Source organism: Streptomyces purpureus (assembly GCF_014648195.1).
In the GTDB taxonomy this organism is placed as follows: domain Bacteria; phylum Actinomycetota; class Actinomycetes; order Streptomycetales; family Streptomycetaceae; genus Streptomyces; species Streptomyces purpureus.
Genome location: NZ_BMQQ01000004.1, coordinates 182,523 through 208,573, shown reverse-complemented (window position 1 = coordinate 208,573; position 26,051 = coordinate 182,523). Strand labels below are relative to the sequence as shown.

24 protein-coding genes and 1 pseudogene are annotated in these 26,051 nt (G+C 73.3%); 14 read left to right on the top strand and 11 right to left on the bottom strand.

Annotated elements, in window-relative coordinates:
• Window positions 1-84 precede the first annotated feature (84 nt).
• Window positions 85-993, top strand: a complete 909-nt coding sequence (locus IEZ01_RS08050; protein WP_019885373.1) for a pseudouridine-5'-phosphate glycosidase — start codon at window positions 85-87, stop codon at window positions 991-993.
• Entirely contained in the window at window positions 990-1,883 is an 894-nt protein-coding gene (locus IEZ01_RS08045; RefSeq protein WP_189200694.1) for a carbohydrate kinase family protein, read from the top strand. Before IEZ01_RS08050 ends, IEZ01_RS08045 begins: the two co-directional genes overlap by 4 nt.
• Before the next feature lie 228 nt (window positions 1,884-2,111).
• Here the strand turns inward: IEZ01_RS08045 and IEZ01_RS08040 are convergent, their stop codons facing one another.
• Window positions 2,112-2,747: a nucleoside/nucleotide kinase family protein gene (locus tag IEZ01_RS08040; protein WP_189200692.1), complete on the bottom strand. Its 636-nt coding sequence runs from the start codon at window positions 2,745-2,747 to the stop codon at window positions 2,112-2,114.
• Between the two features lie 43 nt (window positions 2,748-2,790).
• On the opposite strand from IEZ01_RS08040, the gene IEZ01_RS08035 reads away from it, so the two are divergent.
• Window positions 2,791-3,543, top strand: a complete 753-nt coding sequence (locus tag IEZ01_RS08035) for an SDR family NAD(P)-dependent oxidoreductase (RefSeq protein WP_189200690.1) — start codon at window positions 2,791-2,793, stop codon at window positions 3,541-3,543.
• A 35-nt stretch (window positions 3,544-3,578) separates the two neighbouring features.
• Complete coding sequence (locus IEZ01_RS08030) at window positions 3,579-4,001, top strand: MerR family transcriptional regulator (RefSeq protein ID WP_189200688.1); 423 nt, start codon at window positions 3,579-3,581, stop codon at window positions 3,999-4,001.
• A 35-nt stretch (window positions 4,002-4,036) separates the two neighbouring features.
• On the opposite strand, the gene IEZ01_RS08025 is transcribed toward IEZ01_RS08030, so the two are convergent.
• On the bottom strand, window positions 4,037-4,681 hold the full coding sequence (locus IEZ01_RS08025) for a winged helix-turn-helix transcriptional regulator (protein WP_189200686.1): 645 nt from the start codon (window positions 4,679-4,681) through the stop codon (window positions 4,037-4,039).
• Window positions 4,682-4,765: 84 nt separating this feature from the next.
• Here IEZ01_RS08025 and IEZ01_RS08020 point away from each other — a divergent pair, with 84 nt between their 5' ends.
• On the top strand, window positions 4,766-5,977 hold the full coding sequence (locus tag IEZ01_RS08020; RefSeq protein ID WP_019885379.1) for a pyridoxal phosphate-dependent aminotransferase: 1,212 nt from the start codon (window positions 4,766-4,768) through the stop codon (window positions 5,975-5,977).
• A gap of 431 nt (window positions 5,978-6,408) precedes the next feature.
• Here IEZ01_RS08020 and IEZ01_RS08015 read toward each other — a convergent pair whose 3' ends face one another.
• Entirely contained in the window at window positions 6,409-7,140 is a 732-nt protein-coding gene (locus IEZ01_RS08015; RefSeq protein ID WP_189200684.1) for a DUF7873 family protein, read from the bottom strand.
• 90 nt (window positions 7,141-7,230) lie between these two features.
• On the opposite strand from IEZ01_RS08015, the gene kilB reads away from it, so the two are divergent.
• Both kilB and IEZ01_RS08005 read left to right on the top strand, forming a co-directional pair.
• Window positions 7,231-7,692, top strand: coding sequence for a plasmid transfer protein KilB (gene kilB / locus IEZ01_RS08010; RefSeq protein WP_019885381.1), 462 nt, complete (start codon window positions 7,231-7,233; stop codon window positions 7,690-7,692).
• A gap of 1 nt (window position 7,693) precedes the next feature.
• Window positions 7,694-8,350, top strand: coding sequence for a DUF2293 domain-containing protein (locus IEZ01_RS08005; RefSeq protein ID WP_189200682.1), 657 nt, complete (start codon window positions 7,694-7,696; stop codon window positions 8,348-8,350).
• A gap of 52 nt (window positions 8,351-8,402) precedes the next feature.
• Here IEZ01_RS08005 and IEZ01_RS35845 read toward each other — a convergent pair whose 3' ends face one another.
• Complete coding sequence (locus IEZ01_RS35845; protein ID WP_028797405.1) at window positions 8,403-9,245, bottom strand: chaplin; 843 nt, start codon at window positions 9,243-9,245, stop codon at window positions 8,403-8,405.
• A gap of 188 nt (window positions 9,246-9,433) precedes the next feature.
• On the opposite strand from IEZ01_RS35845, the gene IEZ01_RS07995 reads away from it, so the two are divergent.
• The 3 genes from IEZ01_RS07995 (at window position 9,434) to IEZ01_RS07985 (ending at window position 12,231) form a co-directional block, all read left to right on the top strand.
• The gene (locus IEZ01_RS07995; RefSeq protein ID WP_019885384.1) at window positions 9,434-9,967 is read left to right on the top strand and encodes an HAD domain-containing protein; all 534 of its coding nucleotides are present in this window, start codon (window positions 9,434-9,436) and stop codon (window positions 9,965-9,967) included.
• Between the two features lie 778 nt (window positions 9,968-10,745).
• The gene (locus tag IEZ01_RS07990; RefSeq protein WP_189200680.1) at window positions 10,746-11,363 is read left to right on the top strand and encodes a zinc metalloprotease; all 618 of its coding nucleotides are present in this window, start codon (window positions 10,746-10,748) and stop codon (window positions 11,361-11,363) included.
• Between the two features lie 16 nt (window positions 11,364-11,379).
• Window positions 11,380-12,231, top strand: coding sequence for a hypothetical protein (locus IEZ01_RS07985; RefSeq protein WP_158685655.1), 852 nt, complete (start codon window positions 11,380-11,382; stop codon window positions 12,229-12,231).
• A 181-nt stretch (window positions 12,232-12,412) separates the two neighbouring features.
• Here IEZ01_RS07985 and IEZ01_RS07980 read toward each other — a convergent pair whose 3' ends face one another.
• From IEZ01_RS07980 to IEZ01_RS07970, 3 genes are read right to left on the bottom strand one after another with little or no spacing between them, the layout of a single operon-like run.
• Complete coding sequence (locus IEZ01_RS07980; RefSeq protein ID WP_019885387.1) at window positions 12,413-12,862, bottom strand: hypothetical protein; 450 nt, start codon at window positions 12,860-12,862, stop codon at window positions 12,413-12,415.
• A gap of 47 nt (window positions 12,863-12,909) precedes the next feature.
• Window positions 12,910-14,184, bottom strand: a complete 1,275-nt coding sequence (locus tag IEZ01_RS07975) for an SWIM zinc finger family protein (RefSeq protein WP_189200678.1) — start codon at window positions 14,182-14,184, stop codon at window positions 12,910-12,912.
• A complete protein-coding gene (locus IEZ01_RS07970; protein WP_189200676.1) occupies window positions 14,181-17,024 on the bottom strand; it encodes an SCO1167/SCO6262 family helicase in 2,844 nt (947 codons plus the stop codon). Before IEZ01_RS07970 ends, IEZ01_RS07975 begins: the two co-directional genes overlap by 4 nt.
• A gap of 301 nt (window positions 17,025-17,325) precedes the next feature.
• On the opposite strand from IEZ01_RS07970, the gene IEZ01_RS07965 reads away from it, so the two are divergent.
• Together IEZ01_RS07965 and IEZ01_RS34740 are read left to right on the top strand one after the other, a co-directional pair.
• Window positions 17,326-17,679 (top strand): ferredoxin reductase domain-containing protein, encoded by a 354-nt coding sequence (locus tag IEZ01_RS07965; protein WP_019885390.1) that lies wholly within the window; start codon window positions 17,326-17,328, stop codon window positions 17,677-17,679.
• A 110-nt stretch (window positions 17,680-17,789) separates the two neighbouring features.
• A pseudogene (locus IEZ01_RS34740) lies at window positions 17,790-18,041 on the top strand (DUF6343 family protein); the annotation flags it as partial.
• A gap of 31 nt (window positions 18,042-18,072) precedes the next feature.
• Here IEZ01_RS34740 and IEZ01_RS07955 read toward each other — a convergent pair.
• From IEZ01_RS07955 to rpsA, 4 genes are all read right to left on the bottom strand, one after another.
• Window positions 18,073-18,441, bottom strand: a complete 369-nt coding sequence (locus tag IEZ01_RS07955) for a tetratricopeptide repeat protein (protein WP_019885392.1) — start codon at window positions 18,439-18,441, stop codon at window positions 18,073-18,075.
• Between the two features lie 68 nt (window positions 18,442-18,509).
• Window positions 18,510-19,124, bottom strand: a complete 615-nt coding sequence (gene coaE, locus IEZ01_RS07950) for a dephospho-CoA kinase (protein WP_189200672.1) — start codon at window positions 19,122-19,124, stop codon at window positions 18,510-18,512.
• A 134-nt stretch (window positions 19,125-19,258) separates the two neighbouring features.
• Complete coding sequence (locus tag IEZ01_RS07945; RefSeq protein WP_028797406.1) at window positions 19,259-20,200, bottom strand: PAC2 family protein; 942 nt, start codon at window positions 20,198-20,200, stop codon at window positions 19,259-19,261.
• Between the two features lie 215 nt (window positions 20,201-20,415).
• The gene (gene rpsA / locus IEZ01_RS07940) at window positions 20,416-21,918 is read right to left on the bottom strand and encodes a 30S ribosomal protein S1 (protein WP_019885395.1); all 1,503 of its coding nucleotides are present in this window, start codon (window positions 21,916-21,918) and stop codon (window positions 20,416-20,418) included.
• 368 nt (window positions 21,919-22,286) lie between these two features.
• On the opposite strand from rpsA, the gene IEZ01_RS07935 reads away from it, so the two are divergent.
• Together IEZ01_RS07935 and IEZ01_RS07930 are read left to right on the top strand one after the other, a co-directional pair.
• Entirely contained in the window at window positions 22,287-23,093 is an 807-nt protein-coding gene (locus IEZ01_RS07935) for a class I SAM-dependent methyltransferase (protein WP_189200670.1), read from the top strand.
• Window positions 23,090-25,798 (top strand): ATP-dependent RNA helicase, encoded by a 2,709-nt coding sequence (locus tag IEZ01_RS07930; protein WP_189200668.1) that lies wholly within the window; start codon window positions 23,090-23,092, stop codon window positions 25,796-25,798. Before IEZ01_RS07935 ends, IEZ01_RS07930 begins: the two co-directional genes overlap by 4 nt.
• Window positions 25,799-26,051: the final 253 nt, after the last annotated feature.

Here is a 26,051-nt window from a genome sequence, read left to right as displayed (position 1 = left end):
GGCGGGCCGAGTGATCGGGCCCGCGGCGGCCGGCGACGGCGCCGGTGAGGTTTGCGGGTCCGTCGGCCGCGCCAGGGATGGGACATGTCTGAGACCACGGTGGTGTTGTCCGAAGAGGTACGTGAGGCGCTGGCCGGCGGTGTTCCGGTCGTGGCCCTGGAGTCGACGATCATCGCGCACGGGCTGCCGCGCCCGCGCAATCTGGCGGTCGCGGAGGAGCTGGAGGGCCTGGTCCGGTCGGGCGGCGCGGTCCCCGCGACGATCGCCGTGCTGGACGGCCGGGCACGTATCGGCCTGGACAAGGGCCAGTTGGAGCGGATCGCCGGGGATCCCGGGATACGGAAGCTGGGCCACCGCGATCTGGGTCCGGCGCTCGCGGCCGGGGTGAGCGGGGCCACGACGGTGTCGGCGACGGCGTACCTCGCGGACCGCGCGGGTCTGCGGGTCTTCGCCACGGGCGGGCTCGGGGGTGTGCACCGGGAGTGGACGCGGACCCAGGACGAGTCGGCGGACCTGGGGCTGCTGGCCCGGGTCGGGATCACGGTGGTGTGCGCGGGTGTGAAGTCGATCCTCGACGTCCCGGCGACGCTCCAGCGGCTGGAGACGCTGGGGGTGACGGTGGTCGGGTACGGGACCGAGTTCTTCCCGGGCTTCTACCTGTCATCCTCGGGTGAGCGGGTCGACTGGACCGTACGGACGCCCGCGGAGGCCGCGGCGGTGGTGCGGGCGCGGGACGCGCTCGGCGGACCGTACGCGTCGCTGGTCGTGGCCAACCCGGTCGCGGAAGACGAGCAGTTGGACCCGGCGTTGCACGACAGGGTGCTCGCGGAGGCGCTGGAGGAGTGCCGGGAGCGGGGGACCGTGGGGCAGGCGGTGACGCCGTTCCTGCTGGAGTACATGATGCGGGCGACGGGGGGCGCGTCCCTGGAGGCCAACCTGGCGGCGGTGCGGGGGAACGTACGCCTGGCGGCGGCGATCGCGGCGGAGCTGTGAGCGGTCTGCTGGTGGTGGGGGACGTGGTCACCGACGTGGTGGCCCGGCACGGTGTCCCGCTCTCCCCCGCGACGGACACGGCGGCGCGGATCCGTACGGTGCCGGGCGGGGCGGGCGCCAACGCCGCGTGCTGGGCGGCTCGTTCGGGCTCCCCGGACGTACGGCTCCTCGGCCGGGTCGGTACGGAGTCGCTGGCCTGGCACGAGACGGCGCTGCGGGCGGCGGGGGTACGGCCGGAGCTCGTCGCCGATCCGGCGGCGCCGACGGCGACGGTGATCGCGCTGGTCGACGCGGACGCGGAGCGGACGTTCCTGACCGACAGCGGGGCGGCGCTGCGGCTGGCGCCGGAGGACTGGTCCCCGGACCTGCTCGACGGGGTCGCCCATCTCCACCTGTCGGGTTACCTGTTCTTCGCGGACGTCAGCCGCGCGGCGGCGCGGCTCGCGCTGCGGCACGCGCGCGAGGCGGGGATCGGGGTGAGTGTGGACCCGGCCTCGACGGGCTTCCTCAAGGAGTTGGGCCCCGAACGGTTCCTGGCGGCGGCGGAGGGGGCGGGGCTGCTGTTCCCCAACGCCGACGAGGCCCGGCTCCTGACCGGCCTGGCCACCCCGCATGCGGCGGCGGCCGCGCTGAGCCGCCGCTTCGGACTGGTGGCGGTGACACTGGGCGCGGCGGGCGCGCTGGTCGCCGCGGGCGGGGAGGTCGTGACCCAGGTCCCGGGCACGCCGGCGCGGGCCCGCGACACAACAGGCGCGGGCGACGCGTTCACCGGCGCGTTCCTGGCGGCCCGCCTCCTCGGCGCGGACGCCCCGACAGCGGCGGCAGCCGGCTGCCGCGCGGGCGCCGAGGCGGTGACGCTGGTGGGCGGCCGGCCACCGACGGGGGCGTAGCGGCGTCTCGGGGGAGTGTGGGCGGGGGCCGGAGAGCTCCCCGGGCCTGGCTGCGGCGGCCTGGGTCCTCGCGGCGCTGGCGTCGGCGCAGACCGGGCGACAGGCCGGCGGCCCCCGGGCTCCCGGCCCGGCGTCGGCGGGCCGGGGTGCTCCCGGCCGCTGTCGGCCGCGCCCGGCTCCGCCCGCAGCCGCCCGTCGGCGAGCAGCCCGCCCCGGGCTCCGCCCGTCTTACCCCGGCAGGCCGGACCACGCCGGGTGGGACGGGTCGTCCGCGCGGATCAGGATGTCGGCGGTGGTGGCGGGGGTGGTCTCGGTGTCGTAGCGGGCGAAGGCCGGGAGGGTCCAGGGGTGTTCGGTGCGGCGGGCCAGGGCGGCCGGGGTCAGGCTCAGGTGAGCCGTGAGGTCGAAGGGGAACCAGTGACCGAGCAGGAACGGGCCGTGCAGTACCAGTACTCCGCCGGGCGGGAGCTCCGTGTACGGGGTGCGGGTCGCGCGGTCGGCGGCCGGGTCCCACAGGTCCGGCAGGATCCGGCCCGTGCCGCCAGGCTCCAGCGGGGCGAACACCTCCCGCCACAGGGCTCCGGTGTCGAACCAGCCGGAGTAGTAGGTGTCCGGGTCCTCCTTCCCGTACTCGAACCGCAGCGACGCGGGCCGCAGAAAGCCCTCCGTGGCGACGACGGCCACCGACCGGCCCCGTACCCGCAGCGCCTCACCGAGGCGTCCGGCGAGGTCCGCCCCGGGCGCGGCCGGCGGACCGTCGATCCCCACCTTCAGCCAGGGGCCCCCGTCGCCCGGCCGCAGCCCGTCGACGTACGCGGCGAGGGCGCCGGCCATCCGCTCCCAGGTGATCGCTTCGAATCGCATGGTTTGACCTTGCCATTGGCGGCAGGGTTCGAGGATCACCTCCATGAACACGAACCACACCGCTTCCAGCAGGGTCGTCGTCGTCACCGGAGCCGGTACCGGTATCGGCCGGGCCACCGCCCGCCTCTTCGCCGCGCGGGGCGCGACCGTCGTCGCCGTCGGGCGCCGCCCGGAGCCCCTGGCGCGGACCGCTCACTGCGAGCCGCTGATCCGGCCGCTGGTCGCCGATGTCACCGATGACCCCGAGGGGCTCGTACGTCAGGTCCTCGACGCCCACGGCCGCCTCGACGTCCTCGTCAACAACGCCGGTATCGCCACCGGCGGCCCACTCGGCACCCTGGACCGGGAGACCGTCCACGCCCTCCTCGCGACGAACGTCGTCGCCCCGGTCCTGCTCACCCAGGCCGCGCTGCCCGCGCTGGAAGCCGCCGGCGGGGTCGTCGTCAATGTGAGCACGGCGGTCGGGCAGCGCGGCTGGCCGGGCAACTCCGTCTATCCGGCCACCAAGAGCGCCCTGGAGACGCTCACCCGCAGCTGGGCCGTGGAGCTCGCGCCGCGCGGCGTACGGGTGGTGGCGGTCGCCCCGGGCGCGGTGGACACCCCGATCGGTGAGCACCGCGGTCTGACGCCCGAGGAGCTCGCGGCCGTACGAGACTGGCAGTTGGCACACACCCCGCAGGGGCGGATCGGGCGGCCGGAGGAGGTCGCCTGGGCGATCGGGATGCTCGCCGACCCGCGGGCGTCGTTCGTCACGGGGACGGTCCTGTCCGTGGACGGGGGCGCGCTGGTCGCGTGATCCGGCGTGGTCTACTGGCCGCCGGAGGTGGCGGCGTGCTCATCGGTGAACTGGCCCGGGCCACGGGCACGACGGCCCGCGCCCTGCGCCACTACGAGCAGGCGGGGCTGATCACATCGGCCCGGGCGGACAACGGCTACCGCGTGTACGACGCCGGGGCCGTCGTCCGCGTACGGAACATCCGGTACCTCCTGGAGGCCGGGCTCACCCTGGAGGACGTGACGGCGTTCCGGGTCTGCCTGGACGGCGACATGACCGTGGCGCCGCCGTCCGCCGTCGGGCTCGCCATCGCGCGCCGGCGCCTCGCGGTGCTGGACGCCCGGATCGCGGCGCAGACGGAGGCCAGGGACCGGCTGGCGGCGGCGCTGAACGCGGCAGGCGACCCCGTGGAGCTCGCGGCGCTCGCGGAACCCACGAACCCCGTACAGCCCACGCAGCCCGTGCCATCCGCTTCCTGAGCCGTCCTTCCGAGCCGTACGGCTTCTGTGCGGCTTCAGTCGAGTTGGGCGAGTTCCGCGCCGAGCGGGCCGGTCCCGGACAGCTCGATACGCCCCGTCCGCACCCCCTCCCCCACGGAGACCTCCCCCCGCCCGACGGCCAGACACGTCGGGGCGTCCATCCGCAGCCGGGCGTCCGGGGCGGGCGCGGGCCCGTCGCCGTACGAGGGGCCGTCCGGGCCGATCCGTACGTGGAACTCGCCTTCGTCCAGGGCGATCCCGATCACCCCCTCCCCCGCGACCCCGTCCAGTGCCCGCAGCAGCGGGATGGCGAACCAGTGGGCGCGTACGGCGTCGGTGGGGCGGGGGCCGTCGAGGACCGATGCCCCCCAGCCGGAGAGCGCCCGCAGCACCGGCATCAACTCCCGGCCCCGGTCGGTGAGTTCGTAGACGTACGCCGGGGAGGGCGGCGGGAGCCTGCGCCGGGTGGCCAGTTCGTCGCGCTCCATGTCCTTGAGCCGGGAGGCGAGCACGTCCGTGCTGACACCGGGCAGGTCCGCGTGCAGGTCGGTGTAGCGGCGCGGGCCCGCGAGGAGTTCGCGGACGATCAGCAGGGTCCAGCGGTCGCCCACGGCGTCGAGGGCGCGGGCGGCGGCGCAGTACTGGTCGTAGCTTCGGCGGCGTGACGGCTGACGTGGCATGCGTGGAGTCTAGACAAGTTGTTGGACTTTCCAAGCGTGAGCTTGGTAAAACCAAGCAACACATCATTCGGGAGGTCGTCGCGCATGGAGTTCCGGCAGTCGAGCAAGCTCAGCGAGGTCTGCTACGAGATCCGGGGCCCGGTGATCGAGCACGCCAACGCGCTGGAGGAGGCGGGCCACAGTGTGCTGCGCCTCAACACCGGCAACCCCGCGCTCTTCGGTTTCGAGGCGCCCGAGGAGATCGTCCAGGACATGATCCGGATGCTTCCGCAGGCCCACGGCTACACCGACTCGCGCGGCATCCTCTCCGCACGGCGCGCCGTCGCCCAGCGCTACCAGGCCCTCGGCGTCCCGGATGTCGACGTCGACGACGTCTTCCTCGGCAACGGCGTCTCCGAGCTGGTCTCCATGGCCGTGCAGGCGCTTCTGGAGGACGGGGACGAAGTCCTCATCCCCGCGCCGGACTTCCCGCTGTGGACCGCGGTCACCACGCTCGCCGGCGGCAAGGCCGTGCACTACCTGTGCGACGAGTCCGCCGAGTGGTACCCGGACCTCGACGACATGGCCGCGAAGATCACCGACCGTACCAAAGCGGTCGTCATCATCAATCCCAACAACCCCACGGGTGCGGTCTATCCGCGCGAGATCGTCGAGGGCATCCTCGATCTCGCCCGCCGCCACCACCTGATGGTCTTCGCCGACGAGATCTACGACCAGATCGTCTACGACGACGCGGTCCACCACTCGGCCGCCGCCCTCGCCCCGGACCTGGTCGTCCTGACCTTCTCCGGCCTGTCGAAGACGTACCGCGTCGCCGGCTTCCGCTCCGGCTGGCTCGTGGTCACGGGCCCCAAGCAGCACGCGCGTAACTACCTGGAGGGGCTCACGATGCTCGCCTCCATGCGGCTGTGCCCCAACGCGCCCGCCCAGTACGCCATCCAGGCCGCGCTCGGCGGCCGCCAGTCCATCGGCGAGCTGACCGCGCCCGGCGGCAGGCTGTACGAGCAGCGCGACCGCGCGTGGGAGAAGCTCAACGAGATCCCCGGGGTCTCGTGCGTGAAGCCCAAGGGCGCGCTGTACGCCTTCCCCCGCCTGGATCCGAAGGTGCACAAGATCCACGACGACGAGAAGTTCGTCCTGGACCTGCTCCTGCGCGAGAAGATCCAGGTCGTCCAGGGCACCGGCTTCAACTGGCCGCGCCCCGACCACTTCCGCATCCTGACGCTTCCGTACGCCGACGACCTCGACGCCGCGATCAGCCGGATCGGCCGCTTCCTGAGCGGGTACCGGCAGTAGCGGCCCCGGGGGGCAGGAAGGGGCTCGGGAACGAGAGCGGCCCGGAGACGGAGAGCGGGCCCGGAGACCCGGAGACCGGCCCGGAAACGGGAGCGGGCCCGGGGGCGTAGCCAACCCCCGAGCCCTTTCAGTGCCGCTCACAATCACACGCCGGCGCGGTGAAGAGTCCGGGTCAGCATGATGACGTCGCGTCCTACCTTTAGACCACCGCAGATCGAGCTCCGCGGGCCGGAGTTGAACCGGCAACTCGACGTTTCGGGCCCGGGCCCGGTCGTCCGGCGATGAGCGGCGGATGCTGAGTCTGGAGCAATAGTCTGAGTTTGAACGCGACCCCTCACAGAAGGGCCGCGGATTCACGACAAGCTTCAGCTTCAGCTTTGCGCTCCTCGCGCACCCCGGCCGCGCTGCGGCGGCCGGGGAGTTGATGGGGGCTACCCGAAGAGGTAGCCGAAGACGGCGTCACCCACCCGCTGGTCGGTGACCTCCACGCCGTTCGCCTCCTCGCGGGCGAACTTCACGGCCTGCTGGAGCTTCTCGACCCGGTCGAGGAGCTCGTTGACCCGCCGGGCGGCCAGCGCGCCGGAGAACTTCACGGTCGTCCAGTAGCCGACCGGCACGTCCTCGTAGTACACCTCGACCTGCGCCGGGTGCTTGTCGGTCGCCTCCGCCTTCACGTGGTTGCGGGGCACCTTCTTCGTCCGCAGGGTCCGTACGGGCTCGGTCTTCCACGCGTCCGTCGACGGGTCCTGTGTCCACGACTCGGCGGCGTCCAGCACCGGCAGCTTGCGGAGGAAGGCGTTGATGTCCGCCAACTGCTTCTCCAGGAACAGGAGATACGCGACGGGCACCTGGCCGACCAGGACACGGCCGTCGACCGTGACGTCCGCGCGGGCGTCGCAGTTCGCCCAGTCCTTGGTGGCGGTCACATCGAACAGCCGGGTCAGGGTCTTCGCCGTGTCCCGCAGCACGTCCTCGGCCTTGACCTGGACGAGCGTCGACTCGGGCGGCAGCTGCTCGCCCTCCTCGTCCTTCGGCTGGTACGTACGGGAGAGGCCGGCCAGCAACGCGGGCTTCTGCAGCCCGTGCTGAGCCGTCGCCAGGTCCTGATGCGCCTTGGACTTGACGCCCTTCTCGACCGCGATGATCTGATTGAGCTTCGCCATGACCGAGAATCTAGCCAGTACAGGACTGTCGGATCGAATGATTTTTCTCCGGGCGGACATCCCTGGTCGGACGCGAGGAGCGAGAGAACGATGGACACGGCTCTGATAGCGGTGCTGGGTACCCTCCTCGGCGCGGTCGTCACCCACTTCTTCCAGGCCCGGTCCACCGAGCGCGCGGCGGCCCTCGCCCGGGACGAGCAGCTGCGCCAGGAACGCATCTCCACGTACAGCGCCTTCGCCGGCGCCGTCATCGAATACCGCCGCAGCCAGAACGACCGCTGGTTCCGGACGATGGACGCGGGGCGCCACGCCCCCGAGGCCGAGGAGTCCCGCTTCGAGTCGTACCGGCTGCGGACGGCGGCGCGGCAGGCGCTGTTCCGGGTGCAGCTGGTGAGCGACGACCTCCGCGCCCGTGAACTGGCCGACGCCGCTTTCGAGGTGACCAACTGCATGCACGAGGCGAGGGACGGGGAGGACCGGGCGCGCCGCTCCGAGCAGGCGCGGCAGGCGCTGGAGGAGTTCATCGAGGCCGCGGCGCCGAGCGTGCGCTGAGATGGCCGTCGAACCGCCGCTGGTCGTCCAGCCGCTCAAGGGCCGTTGGTGCGGAGAGTGCCGTACGGGCCCGCTGTCGATGATCGTCATGGAGTTCCACCGCACGTACTGCCTGGACTGCGCCGACCTCGGTCATCTGGTCTACCTGCCGCGCGGTGACGCCGCGCTCACCCGCCGGGCCCGCGAGGCAAGTGCGCTGTGGGCGGTGGTGGTGCGGCACAACAAGCGGCGTACGCGCTACGAGCGGCAGGGCCTGCTCGTCGAGGAGGCCGCGCTGGCCGTGGCGGAGGCCGCGTGTCTGGCCGACGCTGACGCCCGGGCGCGGCGGCGGGAGCGGGACGCGGCCCGGCGGGCGGCGCAGGACGTGCGGTTCATGGCGGCGTTCCGGGCCGAGATCCTGCGGCTCTATCCGGACTGTCCGGCCGCGCGTGCGGATGAGATAGCGGCGCACGCGTCGGTGCGGGGCAGCGGCCGGGTGGGGCGCTCGGCCGCGGGCCGGGCGCTGGACCCGGGGGCGGTCGGGGCGGCGGTGCGGGCGGCCGTACGGCATGTGGACACCGAGTACGACGCCCTGCTGATGCAGAGGGTCCCCCGCCACCAGGCCCGGAGGAGGGTCGCACCGGCGATCGAGGCGGTGCTCCGGGCCTGGCGGCGATGAGTCGGGACGGCGTTCGCGCGGCCACGGGGGCCGCGCGGGGGTGGTTATCGCGTCAGGAGGCATCGCCCGGCGCGCGGAAGCGGCGGTAGAGCAGCGCGCCGCCGAGGAGCAGGGCCGCGCTTGCCGGTACGGCGATTCCGGCGACGTCCGCACCGGTGTCGGCGAGGGCGACCGAGCTGGTCTGCGGCTTGGTCTCGGTGGGCCGCTCGACCTGCGGGCCGGGCGCGGGCTTGGCCGGCGTGACGGGCTTGCCCGGCTGGACCGGGGCGGGCGCGTGCGGCGGCTCCACCGAGTCGTTGGTGGAGCTGTTGCCGAAGACGGGGTTGCCGATGCCCACGACGTTGACGGAGTTGCCGCTGATGTTGACCGGCAGGTCGACCGGGAGCTGGATGCCGTTGCCGGAGATCAGGCCGGGAGAACCGGCCGCGACTCCGTCGGCGTCGGCCCCGCCGCCGTTGTGGCTGCCCGCGCCGTTGTGGGAGCCGCCACCGTTGCCGCCGTGGTTCCCGTGACCGCCGTCGTGGCCGTGCCCGCCGTGGCCCCCGTTACCACCGTGGTTACCGTGGCCGCCGTGGTTGCCGCTGCCGTGGTTGCCGCTGCCGTGGCCGTCGGTGCCTCGCGACGTACCGGGCAGATCCTTGTGGGAGCCGCCGCCCTTGTTGGCACAGGTGTTGCCGAAGGCCGGATTCAGCAGGCCGACGACATTGACCGTGTTACCGCAGACATTGACCGGGACGTGCACGGGCAACTGCACGCCGTTGCCGGAGCCCACGCCCGGCGAGTTCTCCGCGACGCCCGCCGCGTGGGAGTCGGCGTGCACATATCCCGCGGACAGAGCGAGTGCGCCGCCCGTGACCAACACTGTGGCCAGACCACTTCGGCGAATGTGCCTCATGGCTTCCTGCCTTCCGGATTTCTTCCACGGGCACCCGCCCGCACCGGAAATAACGCCGCTGGGCGACGCTGGTTATGACTGCTCAGCCTTTCACCCGTTCGGGGGCGTATGTCCTCGAACGTACGGGATCACCCACCAACTTCCGGCCAGTCGGAGCGATCAACGGTTTGGCTGGGTATCGCCTCTCCATGACTGACCGTCCGCTCCTCCTCCTCGACGTCGACGGCCCCCTCAATCCGTACGCCGCCCGGCTGCCCCGGCTGCGCGGCTACACCACCCACCGACTCCGGCCCTCCGACTGGCTCGCCCGCCAGACCCCGGGCTCGCGCCGCCACCGGCGGGGCCTGAGGGTCGTCCTGCACCCCGGCCACGGCGCCCGGCTGAGGGCGCTCCCCTTCGAACTGGCCTGGGCGACCACGTGGATGCACGAGGCGAACGCGATGATCTCCCCGGCGATCGGCCTGCCGGGCGACCTGCCCGTCATCGAATGGCCGGAGCTCTTCGCCAAGGACCCCGACGGCCTGTACTGGAAGACCCGCCCGCTGCTGCGGTGGGCGGAGGGCAGGCCGTTCGCCTGGGTCGACGACATGATCACGGATCTGGACACGGACCATGTGGCGGCCCACCACGACGCCCCGGCGCTGCTGCTGCGGATCCATCCCCGGCAGGGTCTGAGGGAAGCGGATTTCACGCTGCTGAGGAGGTGGGCCGCGCGATTGTAGGGTGCCGCGGCGAGGGGCTGACCGCTGGGGACGGCCGGGGCGCGCGACGCGACGGGGCAGGAGTGACTGCGGGTGCCGGTGGGCCCGGACGCGGCGCGCTGGTGCTTCGACCGGATGCTCGCCCTGCGGCCCCTTGCAGCGCAAGCTGCGCCGCGCCTTCGGTGTCGGCGACGGGCAGCGGCTGCTCGTCCTGAACTCCACCTGGGGCCCCGCTCACTGCTCGGCTCCGACGTCTTCCCCCGGCTGCTCGGCGAGTTGACCTCGACGCTGCCCCTGGACGAGTACCGCCTGTGCGCGGTGCTCCACCCCAACCCGGCCCGCGCTTCCGGGGCCGTGGGACCGCCGAGGCGCTGGCGTCCCACGCGGGGGCGGCCGCGGCGGTGACGGGCGCCGACCGTGCGCTGGTGCGTACCCGCGACGGCCTGTTGCTCGAAGTGGCCGCACGCCCCGGCCGGGACGGCTGTCCCGATCCGTGCGACCCGGCGGTGTACGCCTCCGCCGTGCACGCCTGGCCGGCGGCCGGCCGGTGGCGGAGCTCGCCGGCGGGGTGGCCGTGCGCACCTGGCGCGGTCGGCACCATGTCACCGTACGCGTCGGCCGACATGGTCGAGACGGACGGGTTTAGACGCGGGTTGTATCGCAAAGCCCCTGCTCAAATCAAGATCGGAAAACTCTCGACTGTGGTGACCATGTCATCTACGTTGTCGTTCGCCGCGGACCCGCGCGACGATCGCCCCGGTCGCGGCTCTCTCATCGACACTCCTCGAACGGGGTCACTTTGGCGACGAATCCGGGACCGCAGCCGACGTCCGGCAGAGCAGGCTCACGCCTCTCCCGAGTCCTGCAGGTCTTCCTCTTCTGTACCGCCTTCCTCGGGGCGAACTTCACGCTCTCGCCCCCGGCGCAGGCGTACACGCACCTGTGCGGTTCCTTCTACGGAATCAGCGGCAACGACCCCATTTCGTACCGCTACTACAGCATCACCAACACCTACTACAACGCCTTCAACGGCGCGCAGGGCCGGTGGGACGCCACCAGCGCTCCGGGCTACTTCCGCTACGAGAAGAACAACAGCGACCCTTCGGTGGAGGTCCACGACGGGTCGTACGCCTGGGGCGACTGGGCGCGCGCCACATGGCAGGGGTGCACCTTCGGCTACTGGGCGTACGACGAGGTGAAGATATCTTTCAACTCCCGCACGATGTCCGGGCTGACGGCGCGGGAGAAGAAGATCGTGGCGGAGCACGAGCTGGGGCACGCCTACGGCCTCAACCATGTGAGCCTCACCTGCTCCAACCCCGGTCCTGCCGTGATGCGTCAGGGCACGGGTAAGTTCGGTTGTGGCGGCGACGGACCCTGGTACGACGACGTCCAGGGCGTCAAGGCGAAGTACTGATCTGCGGAGGATCGCTGTGAAGAAGACATCTCGCCTCTGCGCCGTGACCGCCGCCGTGGCCCTGTTCGCCCTGACCGCCTGCTCCGGGCCGGGATCCTCGGGGGGCGGCGAGGCCGGCAAGCCGTACATCAGCGCCGACTACGCCCAGTACGCAAGCGCCGAGGAAGTCAGCACCGTCGCCGACATCGCCATCACGGCCGCCGTGCTGAGCGTGCAGACGAAGGAGTGCGACGACGGCGGCGACCCGGCGGGCTCGGTCACCGTCGACCCGACCGCCGCGGACGACGTGGACACCAACCCCGACCCGTCGGCGCCGGCCGAGCCGGAGCCCACGGCGCCGCCCAGCGGTGTCGCGGGTGACGGTCCCGCGAGCAACTGCATGCCCATGGTGTTCATGAAGGTCCGGGTCTCCGGGATGATGAAGCGCGGCTTCGGTGTCACCGAAGGCGACGAGATCATCATCGGCAACATCGACACGGACGCCGTGAACATGGAGGGCACCACGCCCCTCGTGGTGGGCAAGCAGTACGCGCTGTACCTGACGCAGCTCGTCGCCGCCGACCACCCGGGCATCACCTCGGTGCCGACCTTCTGGATTCCGGTCGGCGGCAACCAGGGCATCTTCACCGTCGGCAAGGGGGGCGTCCAGCCGGCTTCGGCCAACATCGTCGCCCTCACCTCCGCCGAGGCCGAGACGAAGCTGAAGCAGCAGGGCACCGGCCACGCGCACAAGGGCACCTTCACCACGACCGTCGAGGGCCTGAAGAAGGCGGCCGCCCTGTCCGCCTCCGCCGCCGCGACCAAGCCGGCCCGGGGGCCCGGCAAGGCCTCGGCCAAGCCGTCGGCGACCGCGTCCGCCGGCCGTTAGTCCCCCGGCACCGCCGGACCCTGCGGCCTGGCGGGAGACAACCACGAAGGGCGTCCAGCTTCCGAGCCGGGCGCCCTTCGCGCGTATCCGTGCCCGCCGCCACTCCTGGCGGCGGGCGGTTCGCGTACGCCCCCCGGGGCGATGGCGGCGGTGCGGCCGCCGCCGTTGCGCACCGGCTGCCTCAGCTGCCGCCGTGCGCACCGTGGTTGACGCTGCCGATCGTGCCGGCCTGAATGAACGTGCCGTGCTGGACGCCGCCGCTCATGGTGTTGTGGACCTCAAGGCCGGTCTCGCGGCCGGGGGTGGGCGGGGTCAACTCGTCGAGCAGGGCGCGCAGTTCGGCCGCGGCCTGCGGGTCGGCCCGCAGGGTGCGGCGCATCCGGGCGCGCCATTCGGTGCGGGCCTCGGCCTGGGCTTCGGAGACGGCCTGGGCGTCGCCGGACTCGTCGGCGGTGAGCAGCTCGGCCCGTACGGTCTCCAGCTCCTCGCCGACCGCCTCGGGGTCGGTGCCCGCGCGGCGGGCGAAGAAGGCCGTGACCCGGCCCTTCACCTGCCCCCAGCCGTCACCGACCATCTGCTGCACGAGCGCTGTCGCTCCCGCTGTCGCCAGCGCCACCAACTCGGCTTCCATCAACGCCCCCTGAAACATCGGTCGACGGTACGGCTCCAGCCTAACGGTCAGCGGGAGAGCAGCGCGGTGAGTGCGCCGACCGGGTCGGCGTCCGGGGTGCCGCGCGGCCACCAGTCCTCGCGGTCGAGGTCGGACTCGTAGCCGTACCAGAGTCCGTCGCGGCCGTAGCGCAGCTGGAGCGATCTTGTGGACAGGTGGTTGTGCCAGGGGCGGAAGGCGGGGTAGTCGGCGGCGAGGAGGGCGGGTCGGGCACGGTCGAAGGGGCCCGCGGGCGGGTCCCAGGTCTCTTCCAGGACCGTGAGTCCGGCGAGGCCGCCCTGGCGCCAGGCGGCGACGGCGCGGGCCAGGTCGGTGGGGGTGCGGTCCATGGCGGCGGCGAGGTCGCGGTAGAGGGCGCGGGTGGAGGCGGTGAGTCCGGAGCCGGGGTGGGCGGCGGCCAGGCGGACGGCGTCCTGCCAGGGGGTGAGGGTGGCGACGAGGTCCTGCCCGGTGGTCAGGAACGTGTGGGCGCGGGCGGCCGCTTCGGTGGCGAGGAGCTCCAGGGAGAGCGGGTCGGGGGCCTCGGGGGCCGGCGGGTAGGAGGGCGGGCGGCCGGGCTGGGCGGGGACGGGCAGCGGTGGTGGCAGCGGTGCGGGGGCGCCGGCGGTGAGGGCGGCGCGGGCCGGGACGGTGGGCATCGTGGGCGCGGAGGCGCCGGCCTCCGCGGCGGACCGGGCGGCGTTGCGCCGGGTGAGGTCGGCGAGGATCTCCTGCTCGCCGCGGCCGCGCATCAGGAAGAGGACGAAGGGGTCCTCGTCGAGCAGTCTGGCGGCCTGGTAGCAGAGCGCGGCGGCGTGCTTGCAGGGGTAGCCGTCGTCGGGGCAGGAGCAGTCGGGGACGAGGTCGCCGACTGCCGGCAGCAGGTCGGCGACGGCGGCCAGGGCGTGCGGGACGTCCTTGTCGAGGAGGGCGGCGATGTGGTCGGGGCGGGCGGCGGCGGTGTCGAGGAAGCGCTCCCACTGGTCGTCGCCGAGGGTGCGCAGCCGGATCTCGGTGCGGTACGGGCGGGGGCGGGTGCCGTGGACGTAGGCGACGACCCGGCCGGGCGTGACGGTGATCGCGTCGACGAGGCCGCGGCCGGCGTAGGCGCGGCCCCGGGCGAGGCGGGCCGGGTCGAGGGCGGTGTCCTCCAGGGCCTCGACCCAGGCGTTGCCCCACCAGGTGGCGGCGAAGCGCCCGTCGGGGGCCTGGTGCGGTCCGAGCGGGGGGAAGGTGCGGCGGCGGTCGTCGTGGAGGTGGGCGGGCTTGGCGCCGCCCACGCGGGGCCGGGGCGAGCGGTTCATGTCGGCCTCCTCAGGGACACCAGGTCGGCCAGTTCACGGTCGGTGAGTTCGGTGAGGGCCGCCTCGCCGGAGCCGAGGACGGCGTCGGCCAGGGCCTGTTTGGCCTGGAGCATCTCGGCGATGCGGTCCTCGACGGTGCCTTCGGCGATGAGGCGGTGGACCTGGACGGGCTGGGTCTGGCCGATGCGGTAGGCCCGGTCGGTGGCCTGTTCTTCCACGGCCGGGTTCCACCAGCGGTCGTAGTGGACGACATGGCCGGCCCGGGTGAGGTTGAGGCCGGTGCCGGCGGCCTTCAGGGAGAGGATGAAGACGGGGACCTCACCGGACTGGAACCGGTCCACCAGCCGCTCGCGTTCGGCCACGGGCGTGGCGCCGTGCAGCAGCTGGGCGGGGATTGCGCGGGCGGCGAGATGGTCGGCGAGGAGCCGGGCCATGGTGACGTACTGCGTGAAGACGAGGACGGAACCTTCCTCGGCCAGGATCGTGTCGAGGAGCTCGTCGAGGAGGGCGAGCTTCCCGGAGCGGCCGACCAGCCGGGCCGGTGACTCCTTGAGGTACTGGGCGGGGTGGTTGCAGATCTGTTTGAGGGAGGTCAGCAGCTTCATGACCAGCCCACGGCGTGCGATGCCCTCGGCGCCTTCGATCTGGGCCATCGTCTCGCGGACCACGGCCTCGTAGAGGGTGGCCTGTTCGCGGGTGAGGGGGACGGGCTGGTCGGACTCGGTCTTGGGCGGGAGCTCGGGGACGATGCCGGGGTCCGACTTGCGGCGGCGCAGCAGGAAGGGGCGGACGAGCCGGGCAAGCCGTTCGAGGGCTTCCTGGTCATCGCCGTTCTCCGCGGCGCGGGCGTGGCGGGCGCGGAAGGCCTTGAGCGGGCCGAGGAGCCCGGGAGTGGTCCAGTCGAGCAGGGCCCACAGCTCCGAGAGGTTGTTCTCGACTGGGGTGCCGGTGAGGGCCACCCGCGCGGGGGCGGGGATGGTGCGCAGCGCCTTGGCGGTGGCGGAGAACGGGTTCTTGACGTGCTGTGCCTCATCGGCGACGACCATGCCCCAGTCCTGGGCGGCCAGTTGCTCGGCGCTGGTGCGCATCGTGCCGTAGGTGGTGAGGACGAATCCGCCGTCCACGCCGTCGAGGACGCGATCGGTGCGGTGGAAGCGGCGCACGGGGACACCGGGGGCGAACCGGGTGATCTCCCGCTGCCAGTTGCCGAGGAGGGAGGCGGGGCAGACGACGAGGGTCGGGGCGGTGCGGGCGCGGCGCAGATGCAGGGCGATGAGGGTGACGGTCTTGCCGAGGCCCATGTCGTCGGCGAGGCAGCCGCCGAGCCCGAGCGAGGTCATGAGGTCCAGCCAGGCGAGTCCGCGCAGCTGGTAGTCGCGGAGGGTGGCGGCGAGACCGGGCGGCGCGGGGACGGTGCCGGGGCCCTTGGTGAGCCGGTCGCGGAGGGTGGCGAGGGCGCCGACGGGGACGGCGGGGACGGTCTCGCCGTCGATGTCGGCGGTGCCGCTGAGGGCGACGGCGAGGGCGTCGACCGGTTCGAGCAGGCCCAGTTCGCGTTTGCGGGCCTTGCGTACGAGATCGGGGTCGACGACGACCCACTGGTCACGCAGGCGTACGACGGGCCGGTGCGCCTCGGCGAGGGCGTCCATCTCGCGCTCGGTGAGCGGGTCTCCGTCGAGGGCGAGCTGCCAGTTGAAGCGGAGGAGTTCCTGGCTGTCGAAGAAGGCGGTGCCGTCGGTGGCGGAGCCGGGCGCGGGCCGTACGACGGCGGTGGCGCCGAGCGAGCGGACCAGGTCCCGGGGCCAGTGGACGGTGACCCCGGCCGCGGCGAGCCGGCTGCCCGCCGGGCCGAGGAGTTCGTAGAGCTCGTCCTCGCTGAGCGGCAGGACGTCGGGGACGTCGCGCTCCAGGAGGCCGCCGAGGGGCGGCCAGACCCGGGCGGCGCGGCGCAGGGCGAGCACGGCGTCGATCCGGGCCCGGGGGCCGAAGTGTTCGTCGCCCTGGCCGGCCCAGAGGCCGGCGGCGTCGATGACGAGGGTGGGGTCGGCCAGGCTGTGCACCTGCAGGAGCGCTGCGGCGGCCTGCCGGTCCTGGCCGCCTTCGTGGCTGGTGTCGAACAGCTCGTACCCGGACAGGTCGAGGCGGAGCGAGACGCGTACCCCGGCATCCATCCCGGCGGCGGCCTCGGCGGCCCACGCCCGGGCGCGGGGCAGGTGCTGGGGGGCTCGGGCGGCGAACGGCTCGCCGACGGCGTGCGCGGCCGCGGGCGTCCGCGGCAGGGTGTCGGCGACGGCGTCGAGGAAGGCCCGCAACAGCGCCTCCGGCTCGGGGAGCTGGAGCGGGGTGAGGCCGGGCAGGGGCGTGGCGTGCGCCTCGTACGGCATGGCGGCGGCGATGGCCCGCAGATGGGCGATGTCGTCGGCGTCCAGGGGCCCGGCCCGCCAGGCGTCGAGGTCGTCGGCGGTCAGGCCGGGCAGGAGCCTGCCACGGGCGGCGAGCTGAAGGGCGTGCAGGGCGGCGGCGCCCCAGCAGGCGGCGGCCGGGTGGGCACCGGCCTGCCGGCGGGCCGCTGTCAGCGTCCCGAGCGCGTCGCCGACGGACATCACCAGCGCGGGCACCGTGCGGCTCCGGGCGGCGGCGCCGTGCCGCCGCACGACGGTGAGGTCGGTGACGGCGGGCAGGCCCCCGGGTGATCCGCCCTGTCCGCCGCCGGACGGCTCCGGGGACGGCGGGGCCGGCAAGGGCGTCCCGTCGGGGGACCAGAAGGCGATGCGGCCCTCGCGCGCGAGCGCGGCGGGGAGGAAGACGGCGGCGTAGGTGTGCAGCCGGGTGTCGGTCATCGTCTCGCCTCCCCTCACGCAGGGTCGCAGGGCTGTGCGGGAACCATGAGACGATTCCCGACTGATCCACGACCTTACGCCGGGGGTCTGACAACCCGCTCTGACCTGCGCTTTCAAGGGATCGGCGGACGGCGTAGAGGATCAGCCGCGCGGCCGGGCGCCGTCGGTGTCGTACCCGGCGCCGTGGCCGTACCCCGCCCGGCCCATCCCCTCGTGACACCCGCGCCGGCAGGCGGCATGGTGGCCTGGAGGCAGCCCAGGGCTACCGCCCGCTTCCGTTCCGTACAGACGAGGACTCGCCATGTCCGATCCGAGGCGTCAACGCCTTCAGCGGCGGCTCGCTCGCGCCGCCGGGGCCGCACTCCTGTCCGTCGCCGCCGCCGGGTGCTCCGGTCTCGGCCGGAGCGCGGTGGGCACGATCACGTACGAGGACGAGAAGGAGCACCACACCATGGTGACCAGCCCCGGTGTCAAGGGCTGCCACAAGCTGGGCGCGGCCGGGGCGGTGAAGGTGGAGAACCTCACGCTCAACGACATCCGGCTGTACCTGACGCCGGACTGCGAGGGCCGCGATCCGGCGTACGTACCCAGCCGCCTGTCCGACACGATCGTCCCGGGCACCGAGCCCTGGCGCAGCTACACCGTGGTCCACTGACCCCACCGCCGCCCGCCGCTCCTTCCCGAGCCGGACCCATCTCCTTCGTCCTGCCCGCGTCACCCCGCCCGTCGCGGGTAGACCCCGGTTAGGAAGGAGATGCGTGCGTCATGCGTACGGGCAGTGAGCCGGTGACCGCGCGCAGCCCGCTGCGGGTGCGGTTCTGGCTGAGTCTGTGGGGGCTGATGTGGGCCGCGGCCGGCACGGCGGCGTTCGCGGTCGTGGGGCGGCCGGGGTGGGCGATCGCCTGTGGGGTGCTGTTGGTGGTGACCGCGGTCGATCTGTCGATGGTGCTGCGCCACATCCATCAGGGGCCGCACTACCAGCCGGGCCCCGACATCCCGCCGTACGAGCCGGACCACGGCGGCCTGGGCGGACCGCCCGGCGAGCCCGTCACTCCCCAGCCTCAAAACCCGCCGCCTCCAGATACTCCGGCTTGGGGTCGAGGGCGGCCGCCAGCCTGAAGTGGCGCTTGGCCTGGTCGGGGCGGCCGGCCCGCTGGAAGGTGCGGGCCAGGGCGAAGTGGGCGAAGGCGTTGTCCGGTTCGTGGTCGACGATGTGCTGGAATTCCCGTTCCGCCGAGCCCAGTTGCGCGGAGGCGAAGTAGGCGCGGGCCCGGAGGAGCCGGGCCGCACGGCTCTCGGGGTGGGCGGCGATGACGGAGTCGAGCAGCTTGATCGCGCCACGCGGGTCCCGCGCGGCGAGCAGGTGTTCTGCCGCGCGGAAGTCGATGACGTGGGTCTCCGGGGTCCTCTCGGTCACAAGGCCCATCCTTCCCCTGGCTCGGGGCGTTCAACATCCGGCGCGAAACCGCTCCTCGCGAAAGAACGCTATTCCTGCCGCGTGGCAACGGCCGCCCGGGCCTTCAGGTCCTCCCACACCTTGCGCACCTGCGGCTCCAGCGCCTCCAGCGACCCGTCGTTGTCGATGAGAACGTCGGCGACGGCCCGCCGCTGCGCCCGGGTGGCCTGGGCGGCCATCCGGGCCCGCGCCTCGTCCTCGGTCATGCCGCGCAGCCGTACGAGCCGGTCGAGCTGGGTCTCGCAGGACGCGTCCACGACCACGACCAGGTCATAGAGGGGCGCCAGACCGTTCTCGGTGAGCAGCGGTACGTCGTGGACGACGACATCGCCGGGGCCGGCGGCGCCGGCCAGTTCCGCCGAGCGGGCACCGACGAGCGGGTGGACGATCGCGTTCAGGGCGGCCAGCCGCTCGGGATCGGCGAAGACGATCGCGCCGAGCTTGGGGCGGTCCAGGGCGCCGTCGGCCGTGAGGATGTCCGCTCCGAACGCTTCGACGACGGCCGCGAGCCCGGGGGTGCCGGGCTCGACGACCTCGCGGGCGATCCGGTCGGCGTCGATCAGCACGGCTCCGTACGAGACGAACAGCCGTGACACTTCGCTCTTGCCGGCGCCGATTCCACCGGTCAGGCCTACGGACAGCAAGGCCGCGCCTCCACTCGCTCGGGCCCCCTCTCGGCGGGGGACGACGTGCCGACGCCGGTTCCGCCGGTCAGGTCCACCGGACCGCCCCCGCGTCGGCGGGTGGAGCGAGGCGCAGCGGCTCGCAGCCTAGCCGATCAGCCCGCCTCACCCTCCCGCTCGGCGAGGAAGCGTTCGAACTCGCGGCCGAGTTCGTCCGCCGACGGCAGCTCGACCGGCTCGGCGACCAGGCTGCCCCGGGTTTCGGCGCCGGCCATCGCGTCGTACTGGTGCTCAAGGCCCTGGACCAGGGAGACCAGCTCCTCGTCGCCCTCGCCGATCTGCCGCTCGATCTCGGTCTGGGTGCGCTGGGCCTCCGTGCGCAGCGCGTGCGCGACGCCGGGCAGGACCAGTCCGGTGGCGGCGGTGATCGCCTCCAGCGCGGTCAGGGCCGCGTCCGGGTACGGCGAGCGGGCCACGTAGTGCGGGACGTGCGCGGCGACGCCGAGGACGTCATGACCGGCCTCCATCAGCCGGAACTCGACCAACTGTTCGGCACTTCCGGGCACTTGCGCCTCATCGAACGGGCTGCGGTGACCGGGCATCAGGTCGGTGCGGTTGCCGTGCGGGGTGATGCCGACGGGGCGGGTGTGGGGGACGCCCATCGGGATGCCGTGGAAGTTGACCGAAAGCCGCACGCCTAGGCGCTCGACGATCTGGCGGACGGCGGCGGAGAACCGCTCCCACTCCACGTCCGGTTCCGGCCCGGAGAGCAGCAGGAAGGGCGCGCCGGTGGCGTCCTGGACGAGGCGGACCTCGATGCCGGGGGTGTCATACCCGGTCCAGCGGTCGCGCCGGAACGTCAGCAACGGCCGGCGGGCGCGGTAGTCCACGAGCCGGTCGTGGTCGAAGCGGGCCACCACCTGGTGGGGCAGCGTTCCCAGCAGGCTGTTGACGATCTGCTCGCCGGACTCGCCGGCGTCGATGTATCCGTCGAAGTGGTACAGCATCACCAGGCCGGCCGACTCCTGGGCGAGTGCCAGGTCGACGACGGCCAGGCCCTTGGCGTCCCACGCGTACAAATCCTGGGGGTCAAGCACGATTACCGCTCCTCCTCGTGTCCGTAGGGAAGAACGCCGTCCCGGGCCACCAGCATTCCCCGGAGGCACCTTCCTTCCGCCCACTTCGCGGTAATCGGCGGGAGGTCGCCAGCCATGGTTGCGCCCGCGGGGGCCGCAAACGCCACCGGGCCCGCTCCCCCGAAGGGGAACGGGCCCGGTGGACCGTCAGCCAGTCAGCTGGTGGTCAGAGCGGTTCAGCTCTGGCCGCCCGCCAGCTTCTCGCGCAGCGCGGCGAGGGCCTCGTCCGACGCCAGGGCGCCGGAGTTGTCGTCCGACTCCGAGGAGTACGAACCACCCGACACGCCCGCCGGGGCACCGGCCGGAGCGGCGGCGCCACCCTCGGCAGCGGCGGCCTCGTCGGCCTCGCGGGACTTGATGACCTGAGCCTGGTGCTGCTCGAAGCGCTGCTGCGCCTCGGCGTACTGGGTCTCCCAGGCCTCGCGCTGGGTCTCGTAGCCCTCGAGCCAGTCGTTGGTCTCGGGGTCGAAGCCCTCGGGGTAGATGTAGTTGCCCTGGTCGTCGTAGGACGCGGCCATGCCGTACAGGGTCGGGTCGAACTCGACCGAGGCCGGGTCGGCACCGAAGGACTCGTTGGCCTGCTTCAGCGAGAGGCTGATGCGACGACGCTCGAGGTCGATGTCGATGACCTTGACGAAGATCTCGTCGTTGACCTGGACGACCTGCTCCGGGATCTCCACGTGGCGCTCGGCCAGCTCGGAGATGTGGACCAGACCCTCGATGCCCTCGTCCACGCGGACGAACGCACCGAACGGAACCAGCTTGGTGACCTTACCCGGGACGACCTGACCGATCTGGTGCGTACGGGCGAACTGCTGCCACGGGTCCTCCTGGGTCGCCTTCAGCGACAGGGAGACACGCTCGCGGTCCATGTCGACGTCGAGAACCTCGACGGTGACCTCCTGGCCGACCTCGACAACCTCGGACGGGTGGTCGATGTGCTTCCAGGACAGCTCGGAGACGTGGACGAGACCGTCGACGCCACCCAGGTCCACGAAGGCACCGAAGTTGACGATCGAGGAGACGACGCCGGAGCGGACCTGACCCTTCTGGAGGGTCGTGAGGAAGGTCTGGCGCACCTCGGACTGGGTCTGCTCCAGCCAGGCGCGGCGGGACAGGACCACGTTGTTGCGGTTCTTGTCCAGCTCGATGATCTTGGCCTCGAGCTCCTTGCCCACGTAGGGCTGGAGGTCGCGGACACGACGCATCTCGACGAGGGACGCCGGCAGGAAGCCACGGAGGCCGATGTCGAGGATGAGACCACCCTTGACGACCTCGATGACGGTACCGGTGACGATGCCGTCCTCTTCCTTGATCTTCTCGATGGTGCCCCAGGCACGCTCGTACTGGGCGCGCTTCTTCGAGAGGATCAGGCGGCCTTCCTTGTCCTCCTTCTGAAGGACCAGGGCCTCGATCTCGTCGCCGACCTTGACGACCTCGTTCGGGTCGACGTCGTGCTTGATCGAGAGCTCGCGGCTCGGGATGACACCTTCGGTCTTGTAACCGATGTCGAGCAGGACCTCGTCCCGGTCGACCTTCACGATGACGCCGTCGACGATGTCGCCGTCGTTGAAGTACTTGATCGTCTCGTCGATCGCGGCGAGGAAGGCTTCCTCGTTACCGATGTCGTTGACCGCAACCTGCGGGGTGGTGGCGGTGGTCTCGGTGCTGCTCGTCATGTGGGAAAGGGCTCCGGTACGGACATTGAAGTCGTAGGTACTGCTACGCCGAGAGCCCGTATCGCAGCTGAAGAAGCCGGACAGCCTAGGAAGCGCCTTTCCCGGAAAGGAGGGCGCCTCGACAACCGAGGGGACATACAACAGATGCGAGCGCAGCCTGCTACGTCTGAGGCGCGCAGGCCCGCAGCGCAACCTTTAGCATACGGGGGCGGCCGGACAGGGTCAATGCGCGAAGGCGCACACCGGGGGCGGTTCCTCACATACCCGGCACAATAATTGTTTCGCGAGGCCATGACGGCCGCGCGGACACAGGGCCAACGCCCCTTCGGGGCGACGGTGCTTGTGCGCAAACTACAACGGCGGGCGGGATGAGCCAATACTTCGACGAGCACTCCGAACCGGAAGCGACGCGGCGTGACGCGGGGGACGCGGAGAGCACCCGGGCGAGCCGCGGCTGGTGGGACCGGAACGCCGACGAGTACCAGAACGAGCACGGCGCCTTCCTCGGCGACGACCGCTTCGTCTGGGGCCCCGAGGGGCTCGACGAGGCCGAGGCGCGGCTGCTCGGCGAGGTGAAGGGGCTGGACGTCCTGGAGATCGGCGCGGGCGCGGCGCAGTGCTCGCGCTGGCTCGCCGCCCAGGGCGCCCGCCCGGTCGCGCTCGACCTCTCCCACCGGCAGCTGCAGCACGCGCTGCGGATCGGCGGGGACGTGCCGCTGGTGGAGGCGGACGCGGGGGCGCTGCCGTTCCGTACGGCCTCCTTCGACGTGGTCTGCTCGGCGTACGGCGCGGTGCCGTTCGTCGCCGACCCCGTGGCGGTCTTCCGGGAGGTCCGGCGGGTGCTGCGGCCCGGCGGCCGCTGGGTCTTCTCGGTCACCCATCCGATCCGCTGGGCGTTCCCCGACGAGCCGGGCCCGGAGGGCCTGTCCGTCGCCGCCTCCTATTTCGACCGCACCCCTTATGTGGAGCAGGACGAGCAGGGCGAGGCCGTCTACGTCGAGCACCACCGCACGATCGGCGACCGGGTACGGGACGTGGTGGCCGGCGGCTTCCGGCTGGTGGATCTGGTCGAGCCGGAGTGGCCGGCATGGAACAGCCAGGAGTGGGGCGGCTGGTCCCCGCTGCGCGGGAATCTGATCCCGGGAACGGCGATCTTCGTCTGCGAGCGCGCGTGATCCGTCCGGAGGGGAGGGGCCTTCCCGTACGGACGGCCCTGCCCGCGCTGGAGCGGGCGCTGGAGGAGCACGGGGCGGCGGTGCTGTGCGCGCCGCCCGGCACGGGCAAGACGACGCTCGTACCGCTGGCGCTCGCCGAGGGCGGGGCCAGAGTGGTGGTCGCCGAGCCGCGGCGGATCGCGGCGCGCGCGGCGGCCCGCCGGATGGCGTGGCTGCTCGGCGAGAAGGTGGGCGAACGGGTCGGTCTGACCGTGCGCGGCGAGCGGGTCGTGTCCGCGCGGACGGTTGTCGAGGTGGTCACCACCGGTGTGCTGCTCCAGCGGCTCCAGCGGGACCCTGAGCTCGCCGGGGCCGATGTGGTGATCCTCGACGAATGCCATGAGCGGCATCTGGACGCGGACACCGTCGCGGCGTTCGTCCTGGACGTACGGGAGAACCTGCGGCCGGAGCTGCGGCTGGTGGCGGCCTCGGCGACCACGGACGCCGCCGGCTGGGCCCGCGTCCTCGGGGACGCGCCGGTGGTGGAGGCCGAGGGGGTGGCGCATCCGGTGGAGGTGGTGTGGGCTCCCCCGGCGGCGCCGGTACGGCCGCCGCACGGCATGCGGGTCGATCCGGCGCTGCTGTCCCATGTGGCGTCGGTGGTGCGGCGGGCGCTGGCCGAGCGGGACGGCGACGTGCTGTGCTTCCTGCCCGGTGTCGGGGAGATCGCCCGTGTGGCGGGCGCGCTCGGCACGGTGGACGCCGAGGTGCTCCAGGTCCACGGGCGGGCCCCGGCGGCCGTGCAGGATGCGGTGCTGTCGCCCGGCGCGCGTCGGCGGGTGGTGCTCGCGACCTCGGTCGCCGAGTCGTCGCTGACCGTCCCCGGGGTCCGGGTGGTCGTGGACGCGGGCCTCGCCCGCGAGCCGCGGGTGGACCACGCGCGCGGGCTGAGCGCACTGACGACCGTACGGGCCTCCCGCGCGGCCGCCCGGCAGCGGGCGGGCCGGGCCGGGCGTGAGGCGCCGGGTGCGGTGTACCGCTGCTGGTCCGAGGCGGAGGACGGGCGGTTGCCGCGGTTCCCGTCGCCGGAGATCAAGGTGACGGACCTGACCGCGTTCGCCCTGCAGGCGGCGGTCTGGGGCGACCCGGACGCGTCGGGTCTCGCGCTGCTCGACGCCCCGCCGGCCGGGGCGATGGCGGCGGCCCGCGCGGTGCTGACGGCGATCGGCGCGGTGGACTCGTCGGGCCGTGTGACGGACCGAGGTGTGTCGATGTCCCGCCTCGGGGTCCATCCCCGCCTGGCCCGCGCGCTGGTGGACGGCGTCCCGCGGGTCGGGGCCCGGCGCGCGGCCGAGGTGGTGGCGCTGCTGAGCGAGGAGCCCCCGCGGGAGTACGGCGACGACCTGTCGGCGGCATGGCGCGCGGCCCGCCGGGGCGGCGACGCGTACGGCTCCCGCTGGCGGACGGAGGCACGTCGGCTGGCCCGGGCGGTCGGGGAGGAGACGGCCGGGGGCGGGCAGGCGCGCGGGCACGCGGGCGAGAGTGAGGACGGCGGGGGCCCCGCTCGGGGCGGCGACGTCCGCGCACGCGTGGGTGAGGACGGCCGGGGCCCTGCTCGGGGCGGCGACCTCCACGCACGCGCGGGTGAGGACGGCGCGGGCGCTGCTCCGCGCGGTAGGGGCGCGCGCGTGGGTGGGGACGGTCCGGGTGCTGGCCGGCCCGGTGGGGACGACCTCCACGCGCGTGTGGAGGCGGACGACTGGGCCGCCGGGTTCGTGGCGGCTCTGGCGTTTCCCGAGCGGGTGGCGCGGGCGCGGGGTGAAGGGGCCTTTCTCATGGCCTCCGGGACCGGGGCCGAGCTGGTCGGCGGGTCGCGGCTGCGGCAGGCGCCGTGGCTTGCGGTCGCCGTGGCCGACCGGTCCGGGCAGGCGGCGTCCGCGCGCGTGCGGCTGGCCGCGGTGATCGACGAGGACATCGCGCGCGTAGCGGCCGCGCACCTGCTGACGGCCGGTGAGGAGGTGCGCTGGGAGGGCGGTGACGTCGTCGCCCGGTCCGCGGAGCGGCTCGGGGCGGTGGAGCTGGCGGTACGCCCGCTGCGGGACGCCGCGCCCGCTCTCGTACGGGCGGCGCTCCTGGAGGGGCTCCGGCGCGAGGGGCTCGGGCTGCTGCGGTGGACGGACACCGCAGCGGGTCTGCGCGACCGGCTGGCCTTCCTGCACCGGGAGGTGGGCGCGCCGTGGCCGGACATGGCCACGGAGGCGCTGCTGGAGTGCGCCGACGCCTGGCTGGAGCCCAAGCTGTCGCGGGCCCGGCGGCGGGCGGACCTGGGCCGGATCGACGCGGGCGCGGCGCTGACGCGGCTGCTGCCGTGGGCGACGGGTGAGGCGGCGCGGCTGGACGAACTGGCGCCGGAGCGGATCGAGGTGCCCAGCGGGTCGCGGATCCGGGTCGACTACGCGGGTGAGCGGCCGGTCCTGGCGGTGAAGCTCCAGGAGATGTTCGGGCTGGCCGAGACGCCCCGGGTGGCGGGCGTGCCGGTGCTGGTCCATCTGCTCTCCCCGGCGGGCCGCCCGGCGGCCGTGACCGCCGACCTGGCGTCGTTCTGGAAGGACGGCTACCGGGGGGTGCGGGCCGAGCTGCGCGGGCGCTACCCGAAGCACCCGTGGCCGGAGAACCCGGCGACGGCGGAGCCGACCCGCCACACGAACGCGCGCCTTCGACGCTGAGGGCGCGCCCATTGGTCGGGCCACCGCAGGGCTCGTACGCCGACCGGCGCGGGTGGCGAACGGAGCTCGGCACCCGGCCGAGCTCAGGCGCCGACCGGGCTCGGCGCGGCAGCGCTCGTGCGCCGGCCAGCCCGGTCGGTACCCAGCTTGAGCGGCGACCGAGCTCAGCCACCGCCCGAGCTCGGGCGCGTCGGCCAGGCTCGGGCAGCAGCCGAACCACGGCGCCAGCCGGGCTCGGCGCCGCACGGCCCGC